Annotated in this window: 25 protein-coding genes and 2 pseudogenes; 11 read left to right on the plus strand and 16 right to left on the minus strand. The window is 69.5% G+C overall.

The window, feature by feature from the left end; translation table 11 throughout:
- Nucleotides 1-72: 72 nt before the first annotated feature.
- The 3 genes from der to N5079_RS09790 all read right to left on the minus strand — a co-directional run bounded on the left by der (nucleotide 73) and on the right by N5079_RS09790 (nucleotide 2551).
- The gene (der, locus tag N5079_RS09780; protein ID WP_261583284.1) at nucleotides 73-1497 is read right to left on the minus strand and encodes a ribosome biogenesis GTPase Der; all 1425 of its coding nucleotides are present in this window, start codon (nucleotides 1495-1497) and stop codon (nucleotides 73-75) included.
- A gap of 27 nt (nucleotides 1498-1524) precedes the next feature.
- Nucleotides 1525-2193: a (d)CMP kinase gene (cmk, locus tag N5079_RS09785; RefSeq protein ID WP_261583285.1), complete on the minus strand. Its 669-nt coding sequence runs from the start codon at nucleotides 2191-2193 to the stop codon at nucleotides 1525-1527.
- A gap of 88 nt (nucleotides 2194-2281) precedes the next feature.
- Nucleotides 2282-2551 carry a hypothetical protein gene (locus N5079_RS09790; protein WP_261583286.1) on the minus strand — a complete coding sequence of 90 codons (270 nt, stop codon included), beginning with the start codon at nucleotides 2549-2551 and terminating at the stop codon, nucleotides 2282-2284.
- A gap of 221 nt (nucleotides 2552-2772) precedes the next feature.
- Between N5079_RS09790 and N5079_RS09795 the strand changes: the two genes are divergently transcribed.
- A complete protein-coding gene (locus tag N5079_RS09795; RefSeq protein WP_261583287.1) occupies nucleotides 2773-3792 on the plus strand; it encodes a TIGR03617 family F420-dependent LLM class oxidoreductase in 1020 nt (339 codons plus the stop codon).
- 74 nt (nucleotides 3793-3866) lie between these two features.
- Here the strand turns inward: N5079_RS09795 and N5079_RS09800 are convergent, their stop codons facing one another.
- The 3 genes and pseudogenes from N5079_RS09800 to N5079_RS09805 all read right to left on the minus strand — a co-directional run bounded on the left by N5079_RS09800 (nucleotide 3867) and on the right by N5079_RS09805 (nucleotide 5102).
- Nucleotides 3867-4145, minus strand: coding sequence for an MMPL family transporter (locus tag N5079_RS09800; RefSeq protein ID WP_261583480.1), 279 nt, complete (start codon nucleotides 4143-4145; stop codon nucleotides 3867-3869).
- A gap of 19 nt (nucleotides 4146-4164) precedes the next feature.
- Nucleotides 4165-4329, minus strand: a pseudogene (locus N5079_RS35500) (MMPL family transporter); the annotation flags it as partial.
- A 26-nt stretch (nucleotides 4330-4355) separates the two neighbouring features.
- Nucleotides 4356-5102 carry an MMPL family transporter gene (locus N5079_RS09805; RefSeq protein ID WP_315967809.1) on the minus strand — a complete coding sequence of 249 codons (747 nt, stop codon included), beginning with the start codon at nucleotides 5100-5102 and terminating at the stop codon, nucleotides 4356-4358.
- Between N5079_RS09805 and N5079_RS09810 the strand changes: the two genes are divergently transcribed.
- A complete protein-coding gene (locus N5079_RS09810; RefSeq protein WP_261583289.1) occupies nucleotides 5045-5224 on the plus strand; it encodes a hypothetical protein in 180 nt (59 codons plus the stop codon). The two genes, N5079_RS09805 and N5079_RS09810, sit on opposite strands and share 58 nt — an antisense overlap.
- Nucleotides 5225-5226: 2 nt before the next feature.
- Here the strand turns inward: N5079_RS09810 and N5079_RS35505 are convergent.
- The 7 genes and pseudogenes from N5079_RS35505 to N5079_RS09840 form a co-directional block, all read right to left on the minus strand.
- A pseudogene (locus N5079_RS35505) lies at nucleotides 5227-5721 on the minus strand (substrate-binding domain-containing protein); the annotation flags it as partial.
- A 13-nt stretch (nucleotides 5722-5734) separates the two neighbouring features.
- On the minus strand, nucleotides 5735-5902 hold the full coding sequence (locus N5079_RS09815) for a hypothetical protein (RefSeq protein WP_261583290.1): 168 nt from the start codon (nucleotides 5900-5902) through the stop codon (nucleotides 5735-5737).
- Nucleotides 5899-7488, minus strand: coding sequence for a PQQ-binding-like beta-propeller repeat protein (locus tag N5079_RS09820; protein WP_261583291.1), 1590 nt, complete (start codon nucleotides 7486-7488; stop codon nucleotides 5899-5901). The genes N5079_RS09815 and N5079_RS09820 overlap by 4 nt, the downstream gene beginning before the upstream one ends.
- Nucleotides 7489-7499: 11 nt before the next feature.
- Nucleotides 7500-8006 carry an ester cyclase gene (locus tag N5079_RS09825; protein ID WP_261583292.1) on the minus strand — a complete coding sequence of 169 codons (507 nt, stop codon included), beginning with the start codon at nucleotides 8004-8006 and terminating at the stop codon, nucleotides 7500-7502.
- A 35-nt stretch (nucleotides 8007-8041) separates the two neighbouring features.
- Complete coding sequence (locus N5079_RS09830) at nucleotides 8042-8746, minus strand: SDR family oxidoreductase (protein ID WP_261583293.1); 705 nt, start codon at nucleotides 8744-8746, stop codon at nucleotides 8042-8044.
- Nucleotides 8743-9393, minus strand: a complete 651-nt coding sequence (locus N5079_RS09835; protein ID WP_261583294.1) for an HAD family hydrolase — start codon at nucleotides 9391-9393, stop codon at nucleotides 8743-8745. Before N5079_RS09835 ends, N5079_RS09830 begins: the two co-directional genes overlap by 4 nt.
- Nucleotides 9386-10525, minus strand: a complete 1140-nt coding sequence (locus N5079_RS09840; RefSeq protein ID WP_261583481.1) for an AfsA-related hotdog domain-containing protein — start codon at nucleotides 10523-10525, stop codon at nucleotides 9386-9388. The genes N5079_RS09835 and N5079_RS09840 overlap by 8 nt, the downstream gene beginning before the upstream one ends.
- A gap of 180 nt (nucleotides 10526-10705) precedes the next feature.
- Between N5079_RS09840 and N5079_RS09845 the strand changes: the two genes are divergently transcribed.
- Genes N5079_RS09845 through N5079_RS09865 form a run of 5 tightly spaced genes read left to right on the plus strand, consistent with a single transcriptional unit; the run spans nucleotide 10706 to nucleotide 14150 of the window.
- Nucleotides 10706-10954, plus strand: a complete 249-nt coding sequence (locus N5079_RS09845; protein ID WP_261583295.1) for an acyl carrier protein — start codon at nucleotides 10706-10708, stop codon at nucleotides 10952-10954.
- The gene (locus N5079_RS09850; protein WP_261583296.1) at nucleotides 10947-12164 is read left to right on the plus strand and encodes a beta-ketoacyl-[acyl-carrier-protein] synthase family protein; all 1218 of its coding nucleotides are present in this window, start codon (nucleotides 10947-10949) and stop codon (nucleotides 12162-12164) included. The genes N5079_RS09845 and N5079_RS09850 overlap by 8 nt, the downstream gene beginning before the upstream one ends.
- A complete protein-coding gene (locus N5079_RS09855) occupies nucleotides 12161-13270 on the plus strand; it encodes a beta-ketoacyl synthase N-terminal-like domain-containing protein (RefSeq protein ID WP_261583297.1) in 1110 nt (369 codons plus the stop codon). The genes N5079_RS09850 and N5079_RS09855 overlap by 4 nt, the downstream gene beginning before the upstream one ends.
- Complete coding sequence (locus N5079_RS09860) at nucleotides 13261-13713, plus strand: MaoC family dehydratase N-terminal domain-containing protein (protein ID WP_261583298.1); 453 nt, start codon at nucleotides 13261-13263, stop codon at nucleotides 13711-13713. The genes N5079_RS09855 and N5079_RS09860 overlap by 10 nt, the downstream gene beginning before the upstream one ends.
- The gene (locus tag N5079_RS09865) at nucleotides 13710-14150 is read left to right on the plus strand and encodes a MaoC/PaaZ C-terminal domain-containing protein (RefSeq protein WP_261583299.1); all 441 of its coding nucleotides are present in this window, start codon (nucleotides 13710-13712) and stop codon (nucleotides 14148-14150) included. Before N5079_RS09860 ends, N5079_RS09865 begins: the two co-directional genes overlap by 4 nt.
- A gap of 7 nt (nucleotides 14151-14157) precedes the next feature.
- On the opposite strand, the gene N5079_RS09870 is transcribed toward N5079_RS09865, so the two are convergent.
- The gene (locus tag N5079_RS09870; protein ID WP_261583300.1) at nucleotides 14158-14916 is read right to left on the minus strand and encodes an AfsR/SARP family transcriptional regulator; all 759 of its coding nucleotides are present in this window, start codon (nucleotides 14914-14916) and stop codon (nucleotides 14158-14160) included.
- A gap of 191 nt (nucleotides 14917-15107) precedes the next feature.
- Between N5079_RS09870 and N5079_RS09875 the strand changes: the two genes are divergently transcribed.
- Complete coding sequence (locus N5079_RS09875; RefSeq protein ID WP_261583301.1) at nucleotides 15108-15512, plus strand: MaoC family dehydratase N-terminal domain-containing protein; 405 nt, start codon at nucleotides 15108-15110, stop codon at nucleotides 15510-15512.
- Nucleotides 15505-15927 (plus strand): MaoC/PaaZ C-terminal domain-containing protein, encoded by a 423-nt coding sequence (locus N5079_RS09880; RefSeq protein WP_261583302.1) that lies wholly within the window; start codon nucleotides 15505-15507, stop codon nucleotides 15925-15927. Before N5079_RS09875 ends, N5079_RS09880 begins: the two co-directional genes overlap by 8 nt.
- Nucleotides 15928-16033: 106 nt before the next feature.
- Here N5079_RS09880 and N5079_RS09885 read toward each other — a convergent pair whose 3' ends face one another.
- Entirely contained in the window at nucleotides 16034-16690 is a 657-nt protein-coding gene (locus N5079_RS09885; protein WP_261583303.1) for a MerR family transcriptional regulator, read from the minus strand.
- A gap of 65 nt (nucleotides 16691-16755) precedes the next feature.
- Nucleotides 16756-18177 (minus strand): MFS transporter, encoded by a 1422-nt coding sequence (locus tag N5079_RS09890; RefSeq protein ID WP_261583304.1) that lies wholly within the window; start codon nucleotides 18175-18177, stop codon nucleotides 16756-16758.
- A 105-nt stretch (nucleotides 18178-18282) separates the two neighbouring features.
- On the opposite strand from N5079_RS09890, the gene N5079_RS09895 reads away from it, so the two are divergent.
- Together N5079_RS09895 and N5079_RS09900 are read left to right on the plus strand one after the other, a co-directional pair.
- A complete protein-coding gene (locus N5079_RS09895; protein WP_261583305.1) occupies nucleotides 18283-20427 on the plus strand; it encodes an MMPL family transporter in 2145 nt (714 codons plus the stop codon).
- A gap of 360 nt (nucleotides 20428-20787) precedes the next feature.
- Nucleotides 20788-21741, plus strand: coding sequence for a hypothetical protein (locus N5079_RS09900; RefSeq protein ID WP_261583306.1), 954 nt, complete (start codon nucleotides 20788-20790; stop codon nucleotides 21739-21741).
- Nucleotides 21742-21763 lie beyond the last annotated feature (22 nt).

Raw genomic sequence — 21763 nt, forward strand, 5'->3', positions numbered from 1 at the left:
CCCCGCCCGATCGATCCCGTGGCCGAGAGTCTCCCTGGTAGGGCAGGCCCTACCCCGCGCGGCGGGGAGCCGCTACTTCTTCTTGCGCTTCTCGCGGATCTTCATCGTCACCTCGATCGGGGAGCCGGCGAAGCCGAACTCCTCACGGATGCGCCGCTCGAGGAAGCGCCGGTAGGTCTCCTCCAGGAATCCCGAGGTGAACAGCACGAACTTGGGCGGCTCGGTCGACGCCTGCGTGGCGAAAAGGATCTTCGGCTGCTTGCCGCCGCGCACCGGCGGCGGCGTGGCCTGCACCAGCTCGGTGAGGAACTGGTTGAGCCGGGCCGTCGGCACCCGCGTGCCCCAGGATTCCAGCGCCCGCTCGATCGCCGGGGTCAGCTTCTCGAGGTGGCGGCCGGTCTTCGCGGAGACGTTGACCCGGAGCGCCCACGGCGTGCGGACGAGCTGGCGGTCGATCTCCTTCTCCAGGTAGTAGCGCCGGTCCTCGTCGACGAGGTCCCACTTGTTGAACGCCACGACCATGGCGCGACCCGACTCGATGACCAGGCTGATGATCCGCAGGTCCTGCTCGGTCAGCACGTCGGAGGCATCGATCAGGACGACGGCGACCTCCGAGCGCTCCAGGGCGGCCCGTGTGCGCATGGCCGCGTAGAAATCGGCGCCCTTCAGCTCCCTGTCGCGGCGCCGAATGCCGGCGGTGTCGATGAAGCGGTAGGTCTTGCCGCCGAGCTCCACCAGCTCGTCGACCGGGTCGCGGGTCGTGCCGGCCATGGGGTCGACGAGCACCCGCTCCTCCCCCGCCACCTTGTTCAGCAGCGACGACTTCCCCACGTTGGGCTTGCCCAGCAGGGCGACCCGGCGCGGGCCGCGCTGGACGCCGAAGGTCTGCGGCGGCGTCTCGGGCAGCGCGTCGAGCACCACGTCGAGCAGGTCGCCGCTGGACCGGCCGTGCAGGGCGGAGACGGGCTGCGGCTCGCCGAGGCCCAGCGACCAGAGACCGCCCGCCTCCAGCTCCATCTGCTGGTTGTCGACCTTGTTGGCCGCCAGCACGACGGGCTTGCCGGAGCGGCGCAGCACGGTCCCGACGGCCTCGTCGGAGTCGGTCACGCCCACGCTGGCGTCCACCACGAACAGGATCACGTCGGCCAGCTCGGCCGCGATCTGAGCCTGCTCCGCGATGCGCAGCGCCATGCCGGTGGCGTCCGGGTCCCAGCCGCCGGTGTCCACCAGCGTGAAGCGGCGGCCCCGCCAGGTCGCCTCGTAGGTGACGCGGTCGCGGGTCACGCCCGGCACGTCCTCCACGACGGCCTCGCGGCGGCCGATGATGCGGTTGACCAGTGTGGACTTGCCCACATTGGGGCGGCCCACCACGGCGACGACCGGAAGGGGGCCCGCGTCGGGCTCCTCCTTCTCCTCGTCACCGGATAGCTCGGCGAGTTCGGCCTCGATCCAGCCGCCCTCGTCGCCGTATTCTTCCCCCGTCACGTCCCTGCCCATCGCTTCCTCTCCCGATCCCGGAGAGGATCAGGCTCGCTCCTTGACGAGCCGCAGAACCTCGGCGATCACATCGTCCAGGGTCAGCGGCGTGGTGTCCAGCTCGATCGCGTCGGCCGCCGGTGTCAGTGGGTCGGCCTTGCGCGTGGAGTCCAGCCTGTCGCGGCGCGCCATGTCGGCCTTCTGCGCCTCTACGGTCGTGCCGTCCAGCTCGGCCGTACGGCGCTGGGCGCGGGCTTCGGCGCTCGCGGTCAGGTAGATCTTGACTGCGGCGTCCGGGGCGACGACCGTGCCGATGTCCCGGCCCTCCACCACGACCCCGCCGCCCGGGAGGGACTCCGCGATGATCTCCCGCTGCAGGGCCACCAGGCGGCGGCGCACCTCGGGGACCGCGCTCACAGCCGACACGGCGCTCGTCACCTCCGCGCCACGGATCGGCCCCGAGACGTCGACACCGTCCACGGTGATGCCGGGGGCGTCCGGGTCGGTGCTCACAGCAAGCGAGGGCTCGGCCGACCGGGCGGCGATCGCCGCGGGATCGGCCGGGTCGACGCCCCGCTGCAGCATCCACCACGTGATCGCGCGGTACATCGCGCCGGTGTCGAGATAGCGCAGGCTCAGCGCCCGCGCGACCCCGCGCGAGGCGCTCGACTTGCCCGACCCCGAGGGACCGTCCATGGCGACGACCAGACCTGACACCGGTCTCTCCTTCTCCCCTGCGGCTCACCTTCGAGCTGTCGCCCTTGAGGCTACCGGGAGTCGGCGCGGGGCCGCGCATCGGAAGGGGTCAAGGTGTGATCTTCCGCAGGGACCTGTAGGACGATCGGCGGCCCTCCGGGCGGAGCCCGGCGCAGTCCTCGATCTGCTGCCCGATGTCGGGAGAGGCCTTGAGGAGATAGACGCGCCCGGGCTCGACCTCCAGCGCGAGCGGGGCATGCAGCGTGCGCCGGGTGTGGGGCCGCGGTGCCGAGGACCTGCAGGCGCATCGGGGACTCCCTCCATACGGTTGCCGTTCCAGCTCCACCACGCGGGCGCGCATCGACGTCTTCGTGGACACGCCGGCATCGAGTTCCCGTCCTCGAGAATGGTCATACGGGTCGCCTCCAGCGCAGCGGATGTCGCCGATGCGGCAAGCTGGAAGTCGCCGCCGAAAGGGTTGTCCGTCCTAAGTGGCAGGCCCTCGTCCGCCTAAAGAAACATGTTTCTCCGGCCCTCTGGCCCCGATATTGCCGGGGTGTTCTGATCGTGCCGAAATAGCGTTCGACGAGGAGGTCATCCATGCGAATTGATTTCCACGGCATCACGGCCGGGCCGGAGATATTCGGGGACTGGGCGGAGGAGGCGGAAGAGCTCGGCTACGACTCGATTTGGATGTCGGAGACCCAGCACGATCCTTTCGTCGGCCTCACCGCCGCGGCCCTGCGCACCAGCCGGCCGGCCATCCGCACGGGGCTGGCCGTGGTGTTCGCCAGGAACCCGATGACGACCGCGATGCTGGCCAACGATTTGCAGCTGGTGTCCGGAGGGCGTTTCGCGCTCGGCATCGGCTCGCAGCTGCAGACGCACATCACCAAGCGTTTCAACATGCCCTGGTCCAACCCGGCGCCGAGGATGCGGGAGTACATCCTGGCGCTGCGGGCGATCTGGGAGTGCTTCGCGACCGACGGGCGGCTGCGCTTCCGCGGCGAGTTCTACCGGCACACGCTCATGAGCCCGTTCTTCAACCCCGGGCCCAACCCGTACGGCCCGCCGCCGATCTTGCTGGCCGGGGTGGGGCCGATGATGACGCGCGTGGCCGGCGAGCTGGCGGACGGGTTCCTGGCCCACATCATGACCACGCGTGAGCTGCTGGAAGGTGTCACCCTGCCCGCGCTGCGCGCGGCACGCGAGGCGGTCGGCAAGTCCATGGACGGCTTCGAGATCCACGTCACGCCGATCGTGGCCGTGACCGACGACGAGCGGGAGCTGCACGCGGCGATCCGGCGGGCCAAAGAGTCGATCGCCTACTACGCCTCCATTCCGAGCTACGCGCCCGTGCTCGAGCTGCACGGCCTGGGCGGGCTGAAAGACGAGCTCTACCGGCTGGCCGGGTCCGGGCGGGCGGCCGAGATGCCGGACGCCATCGACGACTCGGTGCTGGAGACCTTCGCGATCGTCGGCGGCTCAAAAGAGGCGGCCATCAAGATCTACGAGCGGTTCGGCGGGCTGGCCACCAGCGTCGCCTTCTTCCAGTCGATCGAGCGCTCCCCCGAGGAGATCCAGCCGTTGCACGAAGCGCTCCGCCGGCAGGTGTCCTGACCCCGGCCGACGGGATGGCGCGAGCGGTAGCCGGTTCCGGCTACCGCTCGCTTCTCATCTGCCTGCCGTACTGCTCACTTCTCGGACGGCACCGCCGCCGGCGGGAAGAACTCCGGCAGGTCCGCGCGCTCACCGAGCCGGCGCCGCTCCCACCATCGGGCCAGCGGCGCGGGCGACCACCACGCCCGCCGTCCCAGCAGCCGCATCGTGGCCGGGACGAGTAGGGCGCGCACGACGGTGACGTCGACCACGATCGCGATCACCAGCCCGATGCCGATCATCTTCATGAGCGTGATCTGGGAGCCGACGAACCCGCCTACGACCACGATGAGCAGCAGCGCCGCGCTGGTGATGGATCATCGCCGTACGCTGCACGCCGAGCGCCACCGCCTGCACCGCGTCGCCGCCGCGGTCCCACTCCTCGCGTATCCGCGACAGGAGGAACACCTCGTAATCCATGGACAGGGCGAAGGCGACGGCCAACATGAAAACGGGGAAGTTCACGTCGATCGCGCCCACGGGGACAAACCCCAGCACGCCAGAGAACCAGCCGTCCTGGAAGATCAGCTGATCGCCCCGAACGACGCCGACAGCGAGAGCAGGTTGAACCGGGACGGGAACACCGTCAGGCCGAGGAAGCAGATGGCGACCTTCGCGCCGGAGAAGGCGATCGTCCGGCCAGCCGTGGCCATCGTCCGCTCCACGGCATCGTCGGCCGGCAGGCACTTGGCCAGTTCCTCCCGGAAGCGGTTGACGATGAGCAGCCCGTAGTCGATGGCCAGCCCGAGGCCGAGGATGGTCACCACCTGGACGGCGAAGGTGTACAGGTCGGCGAAGGAGCTCACCACCCGCAGCACCGCGAGTGACCCGACGGCCGCGACCACACCGACCACCAGCGGAAGTGCCGCGGCGACGGCGCTGCGGAAGACGAACACCAGCAGGATCAGCCGGACCGGCATCGCGATCATCTCGGCCCGCACGATGTCGCGGGTGGACCGGGTGTTGACTTGATCGATCATCGCGGTGAAGCCGCCGAACCGGGTATCGATAGTGATGCTTTTGAAATGGGCTGCGCATGGCTCCTCCGGTACGCCGCATACCCCCCTCCGGCAACGGCAGGAAGCCGTGGTCCGCGACCTCTTCCCGGGCTCCGGGATCGTGGCAGAGCCAGCTGTGGGGCCCCACGGAGAGGCGCGTCTGGCGGTACGGCAGGCGGCCCGCCGCGTCACGCTTGACCACGACGAACTGTCGCGTGAGGAAGGCACCGGGGAAGGAAGGCACCGCGGCGACCTGGCCGGCGTTGATCTCACGCCGGCCGCTCTCCGGATTCACGACCGTGGGCTCCAGCTCCGAGATCGCCTGGAGCGCCAGTGAGCCGTGCACGTCGTCGTGGTGGTACTCCGTCTGCGCCAGGTACTTCCCGATCGAGTAGAACACCAGCGCGTCCGGATTGCCGTCGATCCGGGGATCCGTGCCGTCATCCTGGTTGACTCCCTGATAGACGCAGGAGCCGATCTCCGACACGCCCAACGCCAGCCGCAGGAACGTGCGGATGCCCGGGCCGACCTGGGGGAGCATGGGCTGGATCGGGCCCTTTCCCGTTCCCCCCACCTGCTCCCAGGTGGTGACCCGGCACTCGTAGATGGCCGCCAACTGCGCCGGCGTCAGTGACGCCGGCGCGTTGGTGACTTCGTTGGCCGCCCACGTCACCCCGTCGCCGGCGAAAGGCAGGAAGACCAGCCCCGGGTCGTCGCCGGGGAGCCTCGGCCGGGTGCCGCGGGCGAAGTCCAGGCAGGGTCGCCCGCCAGGCAGGACCTGGCGGGCGGCCAGCGCCGCGATGCCGGCGGAGGACCCGTCGGGCCGGGCGATCGGATCGCAGCCCCGCTTGGGCGTGATCGGGCTGGTGCCGCTCGAGCCCCAGCTGTACAGCCGTACGCCGTTATCACCGAGAAGCTGTTCGACTACCGGCTCTCGGCCCGCTACGCCCGCCCACGCCCACGACGTCGTGCGCCTTCAGCACCCGGCCGGGAGACGGGTCGGCGAGAGCCTGCCCGGCAGGCAGCAGTGCCGTGATCAGGAAGGCCGCGACGACCAGTGACAGGGGTCTCATCGCGCGTCGACCGAGAAGGCGTAGAACGTCCTGCTGCCCTTGCCCTGGATGAACCGGTTGTTGTACCCGTTGCCCCAGTAGAGCGTGCCGTTGACGATGGCCGGTCCCGCGTTCGAGGACCCCTCGCCGAGGAAGTCCCACAGGATCCTGCCGGTGGCGCCGTCGATGGCGTACATGTGGCCGCTCATCGAACCGGCGAACATGACCCCATTGGCCGTGGTCACCGCGCCCATGGTCTCGGCGTTGGACGGATCGGCGCGTTCCCACAGGATCCTGCCGGTGACCGCGTCAAGGGCGAAGAAGATGCCGTTGGTCGTGACCGTCCCGTCTGGAAGCGTGTGGGCCACGTGATTGGTGTTGGCGTTGCTGACGTAGATCCGGCGCCCGTCGGTGGCGCTGCCCCATTCGATGCCGCCGTGCACCCCGCCGGGCCCCACCTGTGTCTTCCAGACGGTGTCCCCAGTCCCGGCGTCGAGCAGCCAGTACTCTCCGCTCTTCTGACCCGCGCCGACCACCAGGCGGGGCAGGCCGTTGGCGCCGGGAATGGTGAACAGGTGGCCGCCCTCGCCGAAGTCGAAGTCCCCACCGTGGTTCGGCGGGCAGTTCTCCGGCGGGAAACCGGGCTCGCAGGCGACGGTCCAGGCGTCGAACTCCTTGTCGCCGGCCGTCCATTTGATCGCCCCGGTGCGCAGGTCCAGCGCGAGCAACTGGTCGATGTGGTTGTCGTCGGGCAGGCACTGTTCGGGCGTGCCGCCGGCCGTCTGGCACTGGGTGACGCTCAGCGGCACGGTCAGGTTCTGGCCGGCCCCGACGATAACGGTGCGGTGGACGATGTCGATGACCGGGGAGGTACCCCACACCCCGCCGCCGCTGAAGCCGCCCGGCTTGCCGCCGTTGTCGGGCACGGTGTAGGTCTTCCAAAGCACGCGGCCCGTCGAGGCGTCCACGGCGTTGACGCTGCCGCGGAAGGTGCAGCAGGGATAGCCGGGCAGGCCGGCCACCGCGGCCTCCTTGGAGGAGACACCCTGGTAGACGACCCCGTCGAAGATCACGGGCGAGCCGGTGAGCACGGCCGCGAAGTGCTCGTCCAGGGTGGTCTTCCAGATCAGGTCCCCCGTCGCGGCGTCCACGGCCATCAGGTGCGCGCCCACACCGCCTCTGGGGCCGTTCTGGTCGCCGAAGTACAGCCGGCCGCCCGAGTAGGCCGGGCTGGCCCGGACGATGCTGCCGGGGATGCCGTTCCAGTCCGACACCTTGCGCTGCCAGATCACCCTGCCGGTCGCGGCGTCGAGCTTGGAGAAGGAGCCGCCCCAGTCGGGCACGTAGACGGCGCCGCCGACCACGGTCGGGATCGCGGAGGTGTCACCGGCGGCGGTGAAGGTCCATTTGACGGCAAGCCGGTCGGCGTTGCCCGGGCGGATGCGCCACTCCAGGGGATTGGACTTGGTGTTGAGGTAATCGTGGCCGCCCATCCGCCAGTCCAGCGGTGATCCGAAGGTCTCGCCCGAGGCCGCGGCCTCGGTGGGAGCCGTGCTCGCGCCCAGGACCAGGGCCGTGACCGCGGCGACGGCCGTGCGCCACCTCATCGTCCTCCTCATCACAGCCCCTCGGCCGCGGCAGCGTCGGCGGGCGTGCGGTTCTCGGGGGTGAACACCCCGATCTGTCGCAACAGAGTGAGCTCGTCCCGCGCGCCCCAGTGCTCGACCGCCTGCCCGTTGGCGATCCGATAGAAGTGCAGGTGCTGGACCTGCACCTCCTGGCCCGTCGGCGCCACGCCGAGGAAGTCACCCGTGTGCCGGCCGCTGAAGGTCACCCGGCAGACGAACTTGTCGCCTTCTGCGATGAAGTCGTCCACCTGCCACCTCGCCTCGGAGAAGGCGCGGCGCATGTAGCGGGCCGTCGCCAGGTACCCCTCCGGGCCGCCGCCCACGCCCGGCGAGGCCTCGTGATCCACGAAATCCGGCGCCACGAACTTCCTGGCCGCCTCCTCGTCCAGCTCGCCGAACACCTTGGCGATGCCGATGGCCACCTCGACCAGCTCCTGCGACGCCCCGGGCGGCGGGGCCTGCACCGAAGCCAGCATCTCTTCCACTTCGTCAGCCATGATCAGTTCCTCTCTTTTGCGGTTCGGTTGCCGGTTCAGTGGCCCAGGCCGGATCCGCCGCTGATCGGGATCGCGGCGCCGGTGATGAACGAGGCTCCGTCCGAGGCCAGGAAACGTACGGTTGGCGCCACCTCCTCGGGCGTCCCCGACCTGCGCAACGCGGTGATGCTGTGCAGGTAGGCGCGGTGCTCCTCGCTGAGGCCCGCCACCATGTCGGTTTCGATGAGGCCTGGCATGACCACGTTCACGGTGACCTTGCGCGGGCCCAGCTCCCAGGCGAGAGAGCGGGCGAAGCCCACGAGGGCCGCCTTGGAGGCGGCATAGTTCGTCACGCCGGGCGAGCCCCAGAAGGCCGTGGTGGAGCCAATGAAGATCATCCGCCCCCACCTGGCCTTGACCATGTCGGTGACGGTCGCCCGGGCCACCCGCATGGCCCCGAGCAGGTTGGTGTCCACGACCTCGGCGAAGTCCCGCTCCTTCATCGCCATGAACAGGTTGTCCCTGGTGGTGCCCGCATTGGCGACCAGGACCTGGACGGGGCCGTGCTGAGCGCGCACCTCGTCGACGGCCGCCTCGACCGAGGCGCTGTCGGTCACGTCGCACCGCACTCCGAACAATCCCGCGGGGGGCTCCCCCGAACGGTAGGTGACGGCGACCTTGTCGCCGGCATCGGCGAAGGCGCGGGCGATGGCCAGTCCGATGCCGCGGTTGCCTCCGGTGACCAGGACGGAACGGCTCACGGAGTCCTCACTCTCAGGTACTCGCCCAGCGCGGCGATCGCCTGGGCGGTGTCGGTGAACGGGACGGCGCGCCATCCGGCGGCCACGGCGCCCTCGCAGTTCTTGGCCAGGTCGTCGATGAAGACCGAACGGGCGGCGGGGATTCCGGAGCGCCGGACGGCCAGGTCGAAGATCTCTCTGTCGGGTTTGCGGCGCCCGACCTCGAAGGAGAGCACCACGTCGTCGAAGTACGCCGCGGGGTCGATCATGCGACGCCAGTGGGCGTCCCACGCGGGCACCATGTTGGAGAGCAGGCCGACGAAGAAGCCCTGCTCGCGGAGCGCGCGCAGGTGTTCGGCCCACTCGAGGTTCGCCTCGCGGCCGTCGAACCACGCGTCGGCCAGGCTCGTCAGACGCTGCTCGATCCCATGATCGGCGCGGAGGACCTCCCCGATCTGAGCCAGCCATTCGCTCTCGCTCACCAGGGGGGTGTCGATCGGCAGCATGATGTCATCGGTGCCGTAGGTCGCGGTGACCTTGAGCACGGCGTCGATCACCGCCTCCATGGGGAGGTCGTGCTTGGCGCAGAAGGTGGCCAGGGTGTGGCTGATGGGTGGGGTGAGGACGCCGCCGAAATCCGTCCAGATCGCCTCGACCGGCTCAGTCATGCTGCACCATCACCAGCGTCGACTCAGCGATCGGCGATCCGTCCTGGAGGAAGGAGACGGCCACCCGGGTGCGCCTCCGCCGGGCCTCGTCGCTGTTTGGAGCGCCATCGCCGTTCCGGGAGCCGTCGACGCTTCGGGCCGCGTCTCCATTGAGAGCCGCGTCCGCGTTTCCGGCACCGGCGTCGGCCCCATCTCCTGCATCGCCCGCCTTTCCGGCCTTTCCGGCCGAGGCGGGCGCGGCGGGGACGAGCTCGGTGCAGAGCGCAGAAGCGTGGACCGGCAGGTCGAGCTCGGCGAAGCGGCGGAACTCACCCGTCACCGACGCCGGCCAGGCTGCCGTGTCGCCGCAGGCCACCAGAGCGAGCTGGCGTGCCGCCTCGGTCAGGGCCATGGCCGGCAGGTGGTCGTAGTGGTGGTCGAACAGGGACCGGTTGCCGAACCGAGGCTTGACGACCGCCTGCACGGTTGCCTCCCCGGGCTCGACCTGAGCGAGCACGACGTTGAGAGGGTTGACCCGCCCCACCATGGCGGGTGGCGCCTGGAGCGGGTCGGTGACGTCCGCCATGTCGCGGGTGGAGGGAGCGGGGGTGCCGCGGACGACGGTGCGCAACGCCGCCAACTCGTCGTGCGAGACGATCTGGACCTGCATCAGGTGGGTGCCGACATGCCGGGCGCCGAGCCGCAGGTCCTGGCGGACCACGCCCTGGCGCACGCGGCCCCGCCGGACGCGCGTGACCTCGAAGCGGCTGTCGATGAGCAGCTCGCCGGGCAGGTGGCCGATCCGCAAGGCGGAAATATCAGACAAATCCAGCTCGAACCTGTCAACCATCATGATCGTGTCGGGCGGGAAGCCCAGCAGATGTCCACCGGCTATCCCGGCCTGGCGGCTCGCCTCCAAGATCAGCAGCGGATCGAACAGAGGCGGACCGCCCAGATGGTCGCTGTAGTAGCCGTGGCTGAGCGGCAACTGTGCGGCCACCAGCAGCCGCTGCGGCCCGGCCGGCACCACGTCGGTCACGAACACCTCGGCGACCGCGGTCCGGTGCACCAGTGCGCGCTCCACGGTGCGGGTGAAACTCAATTCAGCCATGCGCGCCGGATTATCAGCGACTTCCAGTTCTACCGTCATCATCACCTCCACTGAAGGGGAATGGAGCGAGGGCGACTGTGGCACACGCAGATGAAATGGAAATAGAAAGCAGATAAAAGCTGCCCGCCGCGTACCACTTTCGGATAACTCACCTTGCCGGTCTCCCGCTCGCCTGGTTAACGTCGCGCCACAGGCAGGCATCACGTGCGAAGGGATCAGCAGATGGATATTCGCGAAAAGGTGCGCGACATTATTTCGCAGGAGCTGGAACTGGAGGCCGGCGAGCTGACGGAGACTGGTCATTTCATCGACGAATACGACGCCGACTCCCTCTCCCTCATCACGATCCTGGCTCGCATCGAGAAGGAGCTGGGGCTGATCCTCCCGCAGGACGAGCTGCCCAACATGCCGAACCTGCAGGGCGTGTACGAGGTCATGGACAAGCTCGTGGGGAAGACCAGCGGTGTCTGAGACCCGCCGCGTGGTCATCACCGGGCTCGGCGCGGTGAGCTGCATCGGCATCGGGGTCGAGGCGTTCATCGAAGGGATACGCGAGGGCCGCACCGGCTTCTCGCCCATCGAGAGCTTCGACGCCTCGGAGTTCCCGGCGGTCATCGCCGCGGAGGTGCACGACTTCGACCCCGCCGCCATCGTCGAGCGACTGGCCCCCGAGCACTGGGGGCGCAGCGGTCAGTTCGCCGCGGCCGCCGCGCGGCTCGCCGTACGGGACGCCGGCATCGACCCCGAGCTGCTGTCCACGCACCGGACGGGCTCGATCATGGGCACAACCGCCGGTGAGGCGCAGGTGCTCCAGGCCACGGTGGAGCAGTGGGTCGCCAACGGGCTGAAGAACGTCGATCCGCGGCTGCCGGGAATGACGCCCGTCAGCCAGATAGCGAACGCGGTCAGCTACGAGCTCCGGCTTTCGGGCGACTCCCAGACGATCCCCACGGCGTGCTCGGCGAGCAACATGGCGCTGGGATACGCCTTCGACCTCGTGCGTGCCGGGCGGGCGGACTTCATGCTGGCCGGGGGCGCCGACGCGGTGAACCGGGCCTGTCACGCGGGCTTCTACCGCCTGGGCGCGCTGGCCGAGAAGGTCTGCCGGCCGTTCGATGCGAACCGGTCGGGCATCATCACCGGCGAGGGCGGCGCGGTGCTGCTGCTGGAGCCGCTCGACCACGCGGTGGCGCGGGGTGCGCGGATCTACGCCGAGGTCCTGGGCTACGGCGTCAACTGCGACGCCAAGCACATGGTCAACCCGGACGCCGACAGCATCGCCGAGTGCATCAGGATCGCCCACCGATACGCGGGAGTGCGTGCCGAGGAGATCGACTACATCTGCGCGCACGGCACGGGCACCCCGACCAACGATGTCACCGAGGTGAAGGCGGCGCGCGAGGTGTTCGGCGAGCAGGTGCCGCCTATCAGCTCGATCAAGTCGATGATCGGCCACACGATGGGCGCGGCCAGCGCGTTCGGCGCGATCGCCTGCAGCAAGGCCATCGAGGAAGGGTTCCTGCCTCCGACGGCGACCGTCGAGAAGCTGGATCCCGCGTTCGGCGAGGGGCTGGACGTGGTCCCCGGCGCGGCGCGGCCGGCGACTGTGGAGCTGGCGCAGAACCAGGGGCTGGCCTTCGGCGGGAACAACGTCGTGACGATCTTCGGGAAGGTGCGATGAGCCTCGTTCTCACCGAGACGCCGCTGGCGATCACCTCGTGCGGCGTCGTCTCCCCCGCCGGGCTCGGGCTGGAGGCCCTCGAGCGGGCCCTGCGGCACGGGCTGGAGACCCCCGCCGAACCGAAGGAGTCGCCGGACGGCTACCCGCCGCGCCCGCTGTGGGCGATCCCCGACCTCGGGGTCGCCGAGCTTCTGGGCCGCAAGGGGCTGCGGCACGTCGACCGCTTGACCAAGCTCGGGCTGGTGGCCTGCAAGCTGGCCCTGGAGGGGGCCGGCGAGGAGCTCGACGCGGACGCACGGGCCCACACCGGCGTGGTGCTCGCCACCAACACCGGGAGCCTTACCAGCATGGTCGAGGTCGGCATCGACACGCTCGTGCAGAAAAAGCCCTACCTGGTCAATCCCGGCAACTTCCCCAACGTGGTGACCAACGCATGCACCGGGCAGATCGCCATCCGCAACTCGCTGCGTGCCGTCAACTCCGTCGTGTCCAGCGGCCAGGCCGCCAGCCTGGCCGCCATCCGGTTCGCCCGCACGGCGATCGAGCAGGGCAGGGCGAGCAGGCTCCTGGTCGGCGGCGTGGAGGAGCTGTCGCCCGCCGCCGCCTGGGGCTGGCACCTGTCCGGGGCGCTGACGGAGGACGCGCCGATCGGCGAGGGCTGCGCGCTCTTCCTCGTCGAGGACGCGGAGGCTGTCAGGTCGTCAGGCCGGACCGCCCTGGCCGAACTGCTGGCCTGCGAGGTCGCCTACCAGGGTCTGGGTACGGCCCGTGAGCAGGGCGAAGGGCTGCGGCACTGCGTCGAACGCGCGCTCGAGCGCAGCGGCGTGAGCCCTGGCGAGGTCGACGCCGTCTGCCTGAGCGCGACCAACCACTGGGTCCGCGACCAGCTGGAGGAATGGGCCGTGGGGGAGGAGCTGGGCCGCCCCGTCCCGCAGGTTCAGGTGGGCGAGGTCCTGGGCGAGCTCTACAGCGCCAGCGGCGCGATGCAGGTGGCGGCCCTGCTCGCACGGTGGCGTGAGCCGGCCCGGCAGCCGCGGATCGGGCTGGTCACCTCGATGGGCGAAGACGGCAACGTCGGCTGTCTGGTGGTGCGGGAGTGGCGCTGAATCTATCCTGCGTCGGCAAGCTCTACCCCCCGAGCGAGCCCTACGAGGTCAGCAGGGAGAAGATCAAGGAGTTCGCCCAGGCTCTGCGTGACGGGCACGCGGCCTACCTGGATCCGGAGGCGGCGCGGGCGCTGGGCTACCCCGATGTGATCGCGCCGCCGAGCTTCCCCATGGTGGTCACGCTGGACGCGGAATATCGGGCGGTCCTCGACCCCGAGCTCGGGGCGGACGGCCAGGACCGCTTCGTCCACCGCGAGCAGCGCTTCGCCTACGAGCGCCCCATCCACGCGGGCGACGTCATCACCGTGACCGTGCGCCTGGCCGCGGTGGAGAGGCTGACCCGGGGTGACGTGGTCAGCTACGAGAGCCGGGTGACCGGCCGGGGCGGGGACCATATCTGCACCGGACGGTCGATCTTCGTCGTCTTCGAAGAGGGTTCATGAGCGTCCAGAGCCTCACACTGCCGCGCTACGAGCTGCTGGAGCCGGGTTTCCAGCTGCCCCGCCGCGCCTTCCAGGTGCAACGCAAGGACCTGGTCAGGTACGGCGGGGCCGCCCGCGACTACAACCCCATCCACTGGGATGATCGCACGGCCACCGAGTTCGGCCTGCCCGGGCCCATCGCCCAGGGAATGCTGACCATGGGCCTGGCCCTGGGCTACCTCGTCGAGTGGGCGGGCGATCCCGGCGCCGTGGTCGACTTCGGCGGGCGATTCCCCCGGCTGGTGCCTGTGCCCAATGACGGCGTCGGGGTCGAGCTGAGCCTGGAGGCCACGGTGGCGGAGAAGCTGGAGCCGCCGAGGGTGCGGGTGAACCTCGCCGTGCGGCTCGACGGGGCTAAGGTGCTGGTCATGCCCCGCGTGATCGTGGTGCTCAGGTGAGCGGAGGCTAGCTGGCCTGCGCCAGCACGGCCAGCTGCAGCCGCCGCACCTCGTCGGAGGGTTCCACGCCCAATTCGTCGTGGAGCACCCGGCGCAGGCTCTGCACCGCGTGCAGGGCGTCCCCCCGGCGCCCCGACCGGTGCAGTGCCTCGATCAGCCGGGCGTGGAACCACTCGTTCAGCGCGTGTGCGGCGACCAGCTCACGCAGGTCGGCGATGAGCTCCCGATGCCGGCCCAGGCGCATGCCCGCGTCGATCCACAGCTCCAGCCCTCGGATGCGTATCTCCTCCAGATAGGCGACGTGCTGCGCGAGGACCGGGCCGAGCGGCACGTCCGTCAGGGGCGAGCCTCGCCACAGGTCCAGGGCCTCGCGCAGGACCCCGGCCGCCGCGGCCGGATCGTCCTGTTCGAGATGTGCGCGCCCTTGGCCGATCAGCTGGCGGAACCTTCCCACGTCACCCTGGTCGGCCGACACCCGCAGCAGGTAACCGGTCGGCTCGGTCACCAGCAGATCGGCCGCTTCCGGCAGCCCCACCTCCCGTCCCAGCATGGTGCGGAGACGGTAGACGTGCGTGCGGATGGTCTGCACCGCGGTGCGCGGCGGGCCACCGTCCCACAACTCTTCGACGAGCGTGTCGAGGCTGACCGTCTGCGAGGGCCGCATCAGGAGCAGCGACAACAGCTGCCTGGCTTTTGGTCCACGCGGAAACCATTTTTCGTCCCCCTGGCTCAGCTGAACAACTCCTAGCAGGGAAAATGTCAACATTTCGCCTCCCAGTTTGCATGCCGATACATCGTAAATTGTCCATTTGGGGGCGGGATTCCTACATGGCACATAAGGGGTATGGCATGCCTCTCCCGAGGTACCGCGTACCCCCAAAGGGGAATGCCGCCGGGCCGGTCGCGGAAATACATTCGCCAGTGATCACCACATCCCCGCACGCATGGAGGGTCGCGATGCCCCTGGATACCGCCCTGGCCGGCCGGGTCTATCCGGCCACCGAGCCATACCTGGTCAGCCGTGAGAAGATCCGGGAATTCGCCCGGGCCATCGGCGACTCCAGTGAGGCAGCGCAGGCCCCGCCCACCTTCGCGGTCGTGGTCACCATGCAGGCCGAGCTGCGCGTCGTCTTCGACCCCGAGCTGCGCTTCGACACCGCCAGGCTGCTCCATCGGGAGCAGCGCTTCGAGCACCGGCGGCCCATCGAGCCCGGTGACGAGCTGACCGTGACCGTCACGGTCGCCGAGGTCGACCACGTGGGCGGCACGGATGTGCTCGCCCTCACCAGCGAAGTGCGCACCACCGAGGGTGAGCTGATCTGCACCGGCATCTCCACGCTGATCGCGAGATCCGATGGCTGAGCCGCGTTACGAGGAGGTCGCCGTCGGCACCCGCCTGCCGCGGCTGACCCACGTCCTGCGTCGTGGCGATCTGGTCATCTACGCGGGCGCGTCGGGCGACTTCAACCCCATCCACTGGAGCGAGCGTGCGGCGGCCCAGGCAGGCCTGCCGACCGTCATCGCGCACGGCATGCTCACGCTCGGCGTCGCCCTGCGGGCGGTGACCGAGTGGGCGGGCCGCGAGGCGGTGCTGGAGTGCGGCGCCAGGTTCGCCGCGGCCGTGCCGGTTCCCGACACGGACGAGGGCGTCGAGATCGTGGCCGACGGGATCGTGGCGGAGAAGCTGGGCGAGGGCCGGGTGCGGGTCGACCTCACGGTCCGGTGCGCCGGAGAGAAGGTTCTGGCGCGGCCGCGTGCCATGGTCAGACTGAGCTGAGGGAGCTTGGGCATCCACATGTTTCGTCGACGGCCACTCCTGGACTGAGACCCCGCCCGCGGCGTAAACGTGCCGAACGCCGCGTTCCTGCGCTTCGGCTGATCCCTCAGGCCTGCTGCTCGGCTTCGGCCGCGAAGACGGTCTCGCCGAACCTTCGGACGGTCTCGGCCTCCTGGGCCAGCCGGCGCAGCGAGATCAGCACCGAGTCGCCGATCGCCGTCCAAATGACGATCGCCTCGGCCATGCCGTCCAGGTTCCTGCGAGCCAGGACCGCGTCCACGTCCATCGTGGCCACCCGTCCGGCCGTGTCGGCGTACCGGTCGAGCAGGGCGAGGTAGTCGTCCTGCCCGAGGCGGTGCAGCGTCGCCAGCGCCTCGGCCAGTTGGAGCCGTGCCGGGTTGCGCGGCGAGACCTGCCAGCCGTGCTTGGCGAGGAGCTCGCCCACCTGCTCGTCGGCCCACTCCCACGCCTCGTCCGGCTCGTGCTCCTTGCGCGTGGTGAGGGCGTACTGGGCCTTGCCCAGGCGCGCCAGGTCGCTCGTCTGTGCGTCCATCAGGGTCAGCACTTCACGGGTCGCGGCGATGGACAGCCCCCCGACCTCCACCAGCGCTTTGACGAGCTTGAGCCGGCGCAGGTGCGTCGCCTCGTACTGCGCCTGGTTGAACTTGGTGCGCTCACCGGCGGGCAGCAGGCCTTCGCGGACGTAGTACTTGATCGTGGGAATGGGCACGCCGCTCTGCGCGCTGAGCTCACCTATGCGCACGTTGCCTCCCTCTCCGTAGTGAATCACCCGGCGAACGCTCTAAGAATAGATAGCGGAGCTTACGTTTATCCACTCACCGTGGGGGTCAGCGGAGCCGCCTCCGCGTGTTCACCGGCCGTCACGTGGACGGGACGCGGCACCAGCATCGCGGCGACGGCGCCCAGCAGCACGATCGCGGTCCCGACCCACAGAGCCGGGTGCAGACCGGCCACGAAGGGCTCCGGCGAGCCGTAGCTCCCCGTCCGAGCGAAGACCGCCGACAGCACGGCCACGCCCAGCACCACGCCGAACTGCCGCATCGCGTTGTTGACGCCGGAGGCCAGCCCCTCCTCGGCGGTGGAGACGAAGTCCATGGTCACGCGGGCGGCCAGGGCGAAGAACAGCCCCATGCCGATGCCGGCCACCACCATCCCGGGGAGCAGCATGCCGTACGCGACGTCCTTCGCGGAGACCAGCGCGAACCAGGCCAGCGCCGCGGCCTGGAGCAATGCCCCCGCCGTCAGCAACCGTCGCGGCCCGATCCGATCACCGAACACGCCCGCCAGGGGCGCGACCAGCAGCGGCATCATGGTCCACGGCAGGGTCATCGCACCGGCCCGCAGCGGCGAGTGGCCCAGGGCGTTCTGCAGGAACTGGGTCAGCAGGAAGACCGCGCCGAACATACCGCCCTGGACCAGTAGCGCGAGCGCGTTGGACAGAGTGAAGCCGCGGCTGCGGAACAGACGCGGCGGGATGATGGGGAAGGCGGCGCGCTGCTCCCACCACACGAAGGCGACCAGAACCGCGAACCCTGCCAGGATGGACAGCTCCACCTGCGGGTGCAGCCAGCCGAGCTGGACGCTGCGGATCAGCCCGTAGACGACGCCGAACAGTCCGGCCGTGACGAGCAACGTGCCTCGGACGTCCAGGCGGTCGTGCGGGCCCCTGCTCAGGCCCAGCAGCCGTACGGCCAGCGGCGCCAGCACCAGCCCGATCGGCACGTTGATCCAGAACACCCACTGCCAGTCGCCGTACTCGACCACCAGCCCGCCGATCCAGGGGCCCAGCGCAATGCCAAGGCCGCTCATGCCGCCGAAGCCCGCGATCGCCAGGCCGCGTTTGGCCGGCGACACCGCCGTCACGACAAGGGTGAGCGCGAGCGGAAAGATCAGCGCGGCACCGATGCCCTGGACAGCGCGGGCCGCGATCAGCATGCCGACGGAGCCGGCCGAGGCTGCGGTGGCCGAGGCGGCGGTGAACACCAGCAGCCCGGTCACGAAGACCCGCCGCCGCCCGAAACGGTCGCCGAGGACTGCCGCGGTGAGCAGGCAGACCGCGTAGGTGAGGGTGTAGGAGTTCACCGTCCAGTCCAGGCCCTCAAGGGAGGTTCGGAACTGCCGTTGAATCGTGGGCAGCGCCGTGGTGACGACGAGGTTGTCCAGGGCGGTCATGAAAGCCGCCACTCCCGCGATCAGGAATGTGGCGCCGCCGCCGCTGCGTGAGCTCATGAAGCCTCCCGGGGCCGTTGCGTACCGAAGATGGATAGTGGATAGTTGTACTTACGGTAATTATAGATAGCGGAACTTTCTACTCTTGACAGACAGGGGCGGTTCATGTTCAGCACTCTGGGCAACTTCGTGGTACGACGGCGCCTCTGGATCGTGATAGGCGCCCTGATATTCGCGATCGGCGCGGGCGGCTGGGGCTCTGGTGTCTTCGGCGCACTGGGCGGTGGTGCGGGCTTCGACGATCCGGCCAGCGAGTCCGTCCATGCGGACAATCTGCTGGCCGGGCCGCTCGGCCGGTACGCGAACGACGTGGTGGTCCTCTACGAGGGCGGCACCCTGACAGTGGACGATCCGAAGTTCGCCGAGCCCGTCCAGCGGGCGATCGCCTCCGTGCCCCGTGACGACGTCGTGCGGCTGGATTCCTTCTGGTCCACCCATTCCGAGAGCTTCGTGTCGAAGGACCGGCATGCCACCTACGTCACGGTGCAGCTGAATTCCAGCGTCGACCAGGAGCGCGTGCTGATGCTCCGGGCGATCCAGAACAAGTTCAAGGTGGACGGGCTCACCGTCCGCTTCGGCGGCATCACCTCGATGACCGACCAGGTCAACCGCCAGACAATGCGGGATCTGCTCTTCGCCGAGGCGCTGTCCATCCCGATCCTCCTGATCCTGCTATTGATCATCTTCCGGAGCCTGCTGGCCGCCACTCTTCCCCTGATCATCGGCATCGTCGCGGCGCTGGGCTCGCTCGCCGTGCTGCGGGTGGTCACGTTCTTCGCCGACATCTCCACCTTCGCCATCCAGGTGGTCACCATCCTGGGGCTGGGCCTGGCCATCGACTACGCGCTGCTCATGGTCACCCGCTTCCGGGAAGAGCTGGGCCGGGGCCAGTCCCTGGACGAGGCGGTCCAGCGGACCATGGCCGCGGCCGGGCGTACGATCATGTTCTCCGGCCTGGTCGTGGCGATCTCGCTGGCCGGGTTGACCCTCTTCCCTTCCAGGTTCCTGCTGTCGATGGGTTATGCGGGAGCCGGCGTGACGCTGCTGGCCGTGCTTGCTTCGCTGACCGTGCTGCCCGCGCTACTCCGCCTCGGCGGTCACCGGCTGAACTCGCGCCGCGCACAGGTGCTTCCCGCGCCGCCCGAGCAGGGGCGCTGGTACCGGGTCGCCCACGCGGTGATGCGACGCCCGCTGGTGAGCACGCTCGGCATCGTGGCCCTGCTCGTGGGGCTCGGCCTGCCGTTCCTCGGTGTCAACTGGGCGCGGCCGGCCGATTGGGTGCTGCCCGCCTCCGCCGACGCCCGCGTGGTCACCCAGCAGATGGCGGCCAGGTTCGACGCCGACCCGGGCAAGCTGATGACCGTGGTCGTGGAGTCGGCGCCCGGCCGCGCGGCGCTCGATGACTACGCCAAGCGGCTGGACGCGGTGGCGGGCGTCAACAGCGCGAGCGTCACCGGGGTCCAGGGGACGCAGGCGCGCGTGACGCTGAGCTACTCGCTTGACCCGATGTCGCGTGAGGCCCGCCGGATGGTGGAGGACCTGCGTGCCGTCGCCTCGCCGCCGGGCGCGAAGAGCTCGGTCACCGGTATGCCCGCCTCGCGGGTGGACATCGTCAACATGGTCACTTCGCGGATGCCGTGGATGGCGCTGTTCGTCGCGGTGGTCTCCTTCGTGGTGCTCTTCCTGGCCTTCGGCTCGGTCCTGCTGCCGCTGAAGTCCGTGGTGCTCAACCTGCTGTCGCTGTCGGCCTCCTTCGGCGCCATCAAGCTGATCTTCCAGGACGGCTGGCTCTCCGGGGTGCTGGGGTTCGTCCCGATCGGCGCGGTGGACGTGAACTTCCCCGTGCTGATCGTGGCCATCGCCTTCGGCCTGGCCATGGACTACGAGGTCTTTCTGCTCTCGCGGATCCGCGAGCAGTGGGTGCTGACGGGTGATCCCGTCGAGTCGGTGGCGGTCGGCCTGCAGCGCACCGCAAAGATCATCACGAGCGCGGCGCTCCTGGTCGTGGTCGTCGTCGGCGGCTTCGCCATCTCCGGCATCGCCTTCATGAAGATGGCCGGGATCGGCCTGGTCATCGCGGTGGTCGTGGACGCCACCATCGTCCGCAGCCTGCTGGTGCCCGCGACCATGCGGCTCTTGGGCCGGTGGGCCTGGTGGTCGCCACCGAGCCTGGCGCGGCTGTGGAACAGGTACGGCGTGGGGGAAGGCGAGGTGACTCCGCACAACGGGCAGGTTCCAGCGGAAGTTTAGGGGCTGGAAATCTACGGGGGCGATTCCGCTGACATGAGGATTCGGCATTCAGGTCCGAATAATGCTCTGTCGTTATCGGGTGAATATGATGAAACTAATTGAAAGCCGAGCACTTCCCAGTCCGGGCGAGATTCTCGCCTGTCGCCGGACCGGCATGGCAGCCAATCCAGCTGATCCCATCAGGGTGCCTATCGCAGGTGATCACGCGTTGCTCCGGCATGCCCTACGGGAAATGCCGCAACCGCCAGATCGCCACCCTGCTGTCCAAGGCGGGCAAGCTGGCCACCGCCTCGTCCAACCCCGTCCCACCGCAGCCGCACCGGGCGAAGCCCTGGACACAGAGCCATGACAGGAGGTCACATGCGATCACTTCTCCGCAGCGTGCTCGGCCTGCACCGGATGCTCCTGATCTTCTCCGGTGCGCTCACTGTGCTCGCCGTGGTGTGCCTCGTCGGCCTGATCGTCGATGATCGCACTCTGCTCGGCGCGCCCGTTTGGCTGAAGCCGTTCAAGTTCGCCGTCTCGTTCTGCGTCTACTCCCTGACGCTGGCCTGGCTACTGACCCTGCTCAGCCAGGCCTCGGCCCTGGCCAAACGGCTCGGCGACCTGATCGCGTGCCTCAGCATGGTGGGGGTCGGCCTCATCACCTTCCAGGCGGCGCGGGGGCGGCAGAGCCACTTCAACGTGAGCACCTCGGAAGATGCGGCGATCTTCGGCCTCATGGGAGTCCTGGTGACCGCCCTGTGGCTGCTCACCATCGCCGTCACCGGGCTGGTGCTCCTGCAGCGAGTCGGCGACCGGCCCACGACCTCAGCGCTCCGCCTCGGGCTCGTGCTGTGCGTAATGGGCATGGCAGAGGCCTATCTCATGGTGGGATCCACTTCCAACGCCGGTGGCATCTCCGGCGCGCACAGCGTCGGAGTCCCCGACGGCGGGCCGGGGCTGCCCCTCCTCGGCTGGAGCACCACGGGTGGCGACCTGCGCGTGGCGCACTTCGTCGGGCTGCACGCCATGCAGGCTGTGCCTCTCCTGCTGGTGGGCTTGCGGGCGCTGAGCGTGAGGCTGCCCGTCCTCGGCGACGAGGGCGTGCGCCTGGGCCTGGTCAGGGTGGCGGGCGCCGGATTCGGCGCGATGATCGTGCTGCTCACCTGGCAGGCGCTCAAGGGCCAGCCGTTGATCTACCCCGACTCGACCACCGTCGCCGCCTTCACCGCACTGGTGGCGGTCGTGGCGCTGACCGCCTCAGCAGTTATCGTCGCGGGCGCCCGGCGCGTCCGGACCCGCCCCCGCCCCCGCCTGAACGCCCTTACGTGAGGCCGTTGGCGAAGGCCGGCAC

The organism is Planotetraspora sp. A-T 1434, from assembly GCF_025420585.1.
Taxonomy (GTDB): Bacteria; Actinomycetota; Actinomycetes; order Streptosporangiales; family Streptosporangiaceae; genus JAOEGB01.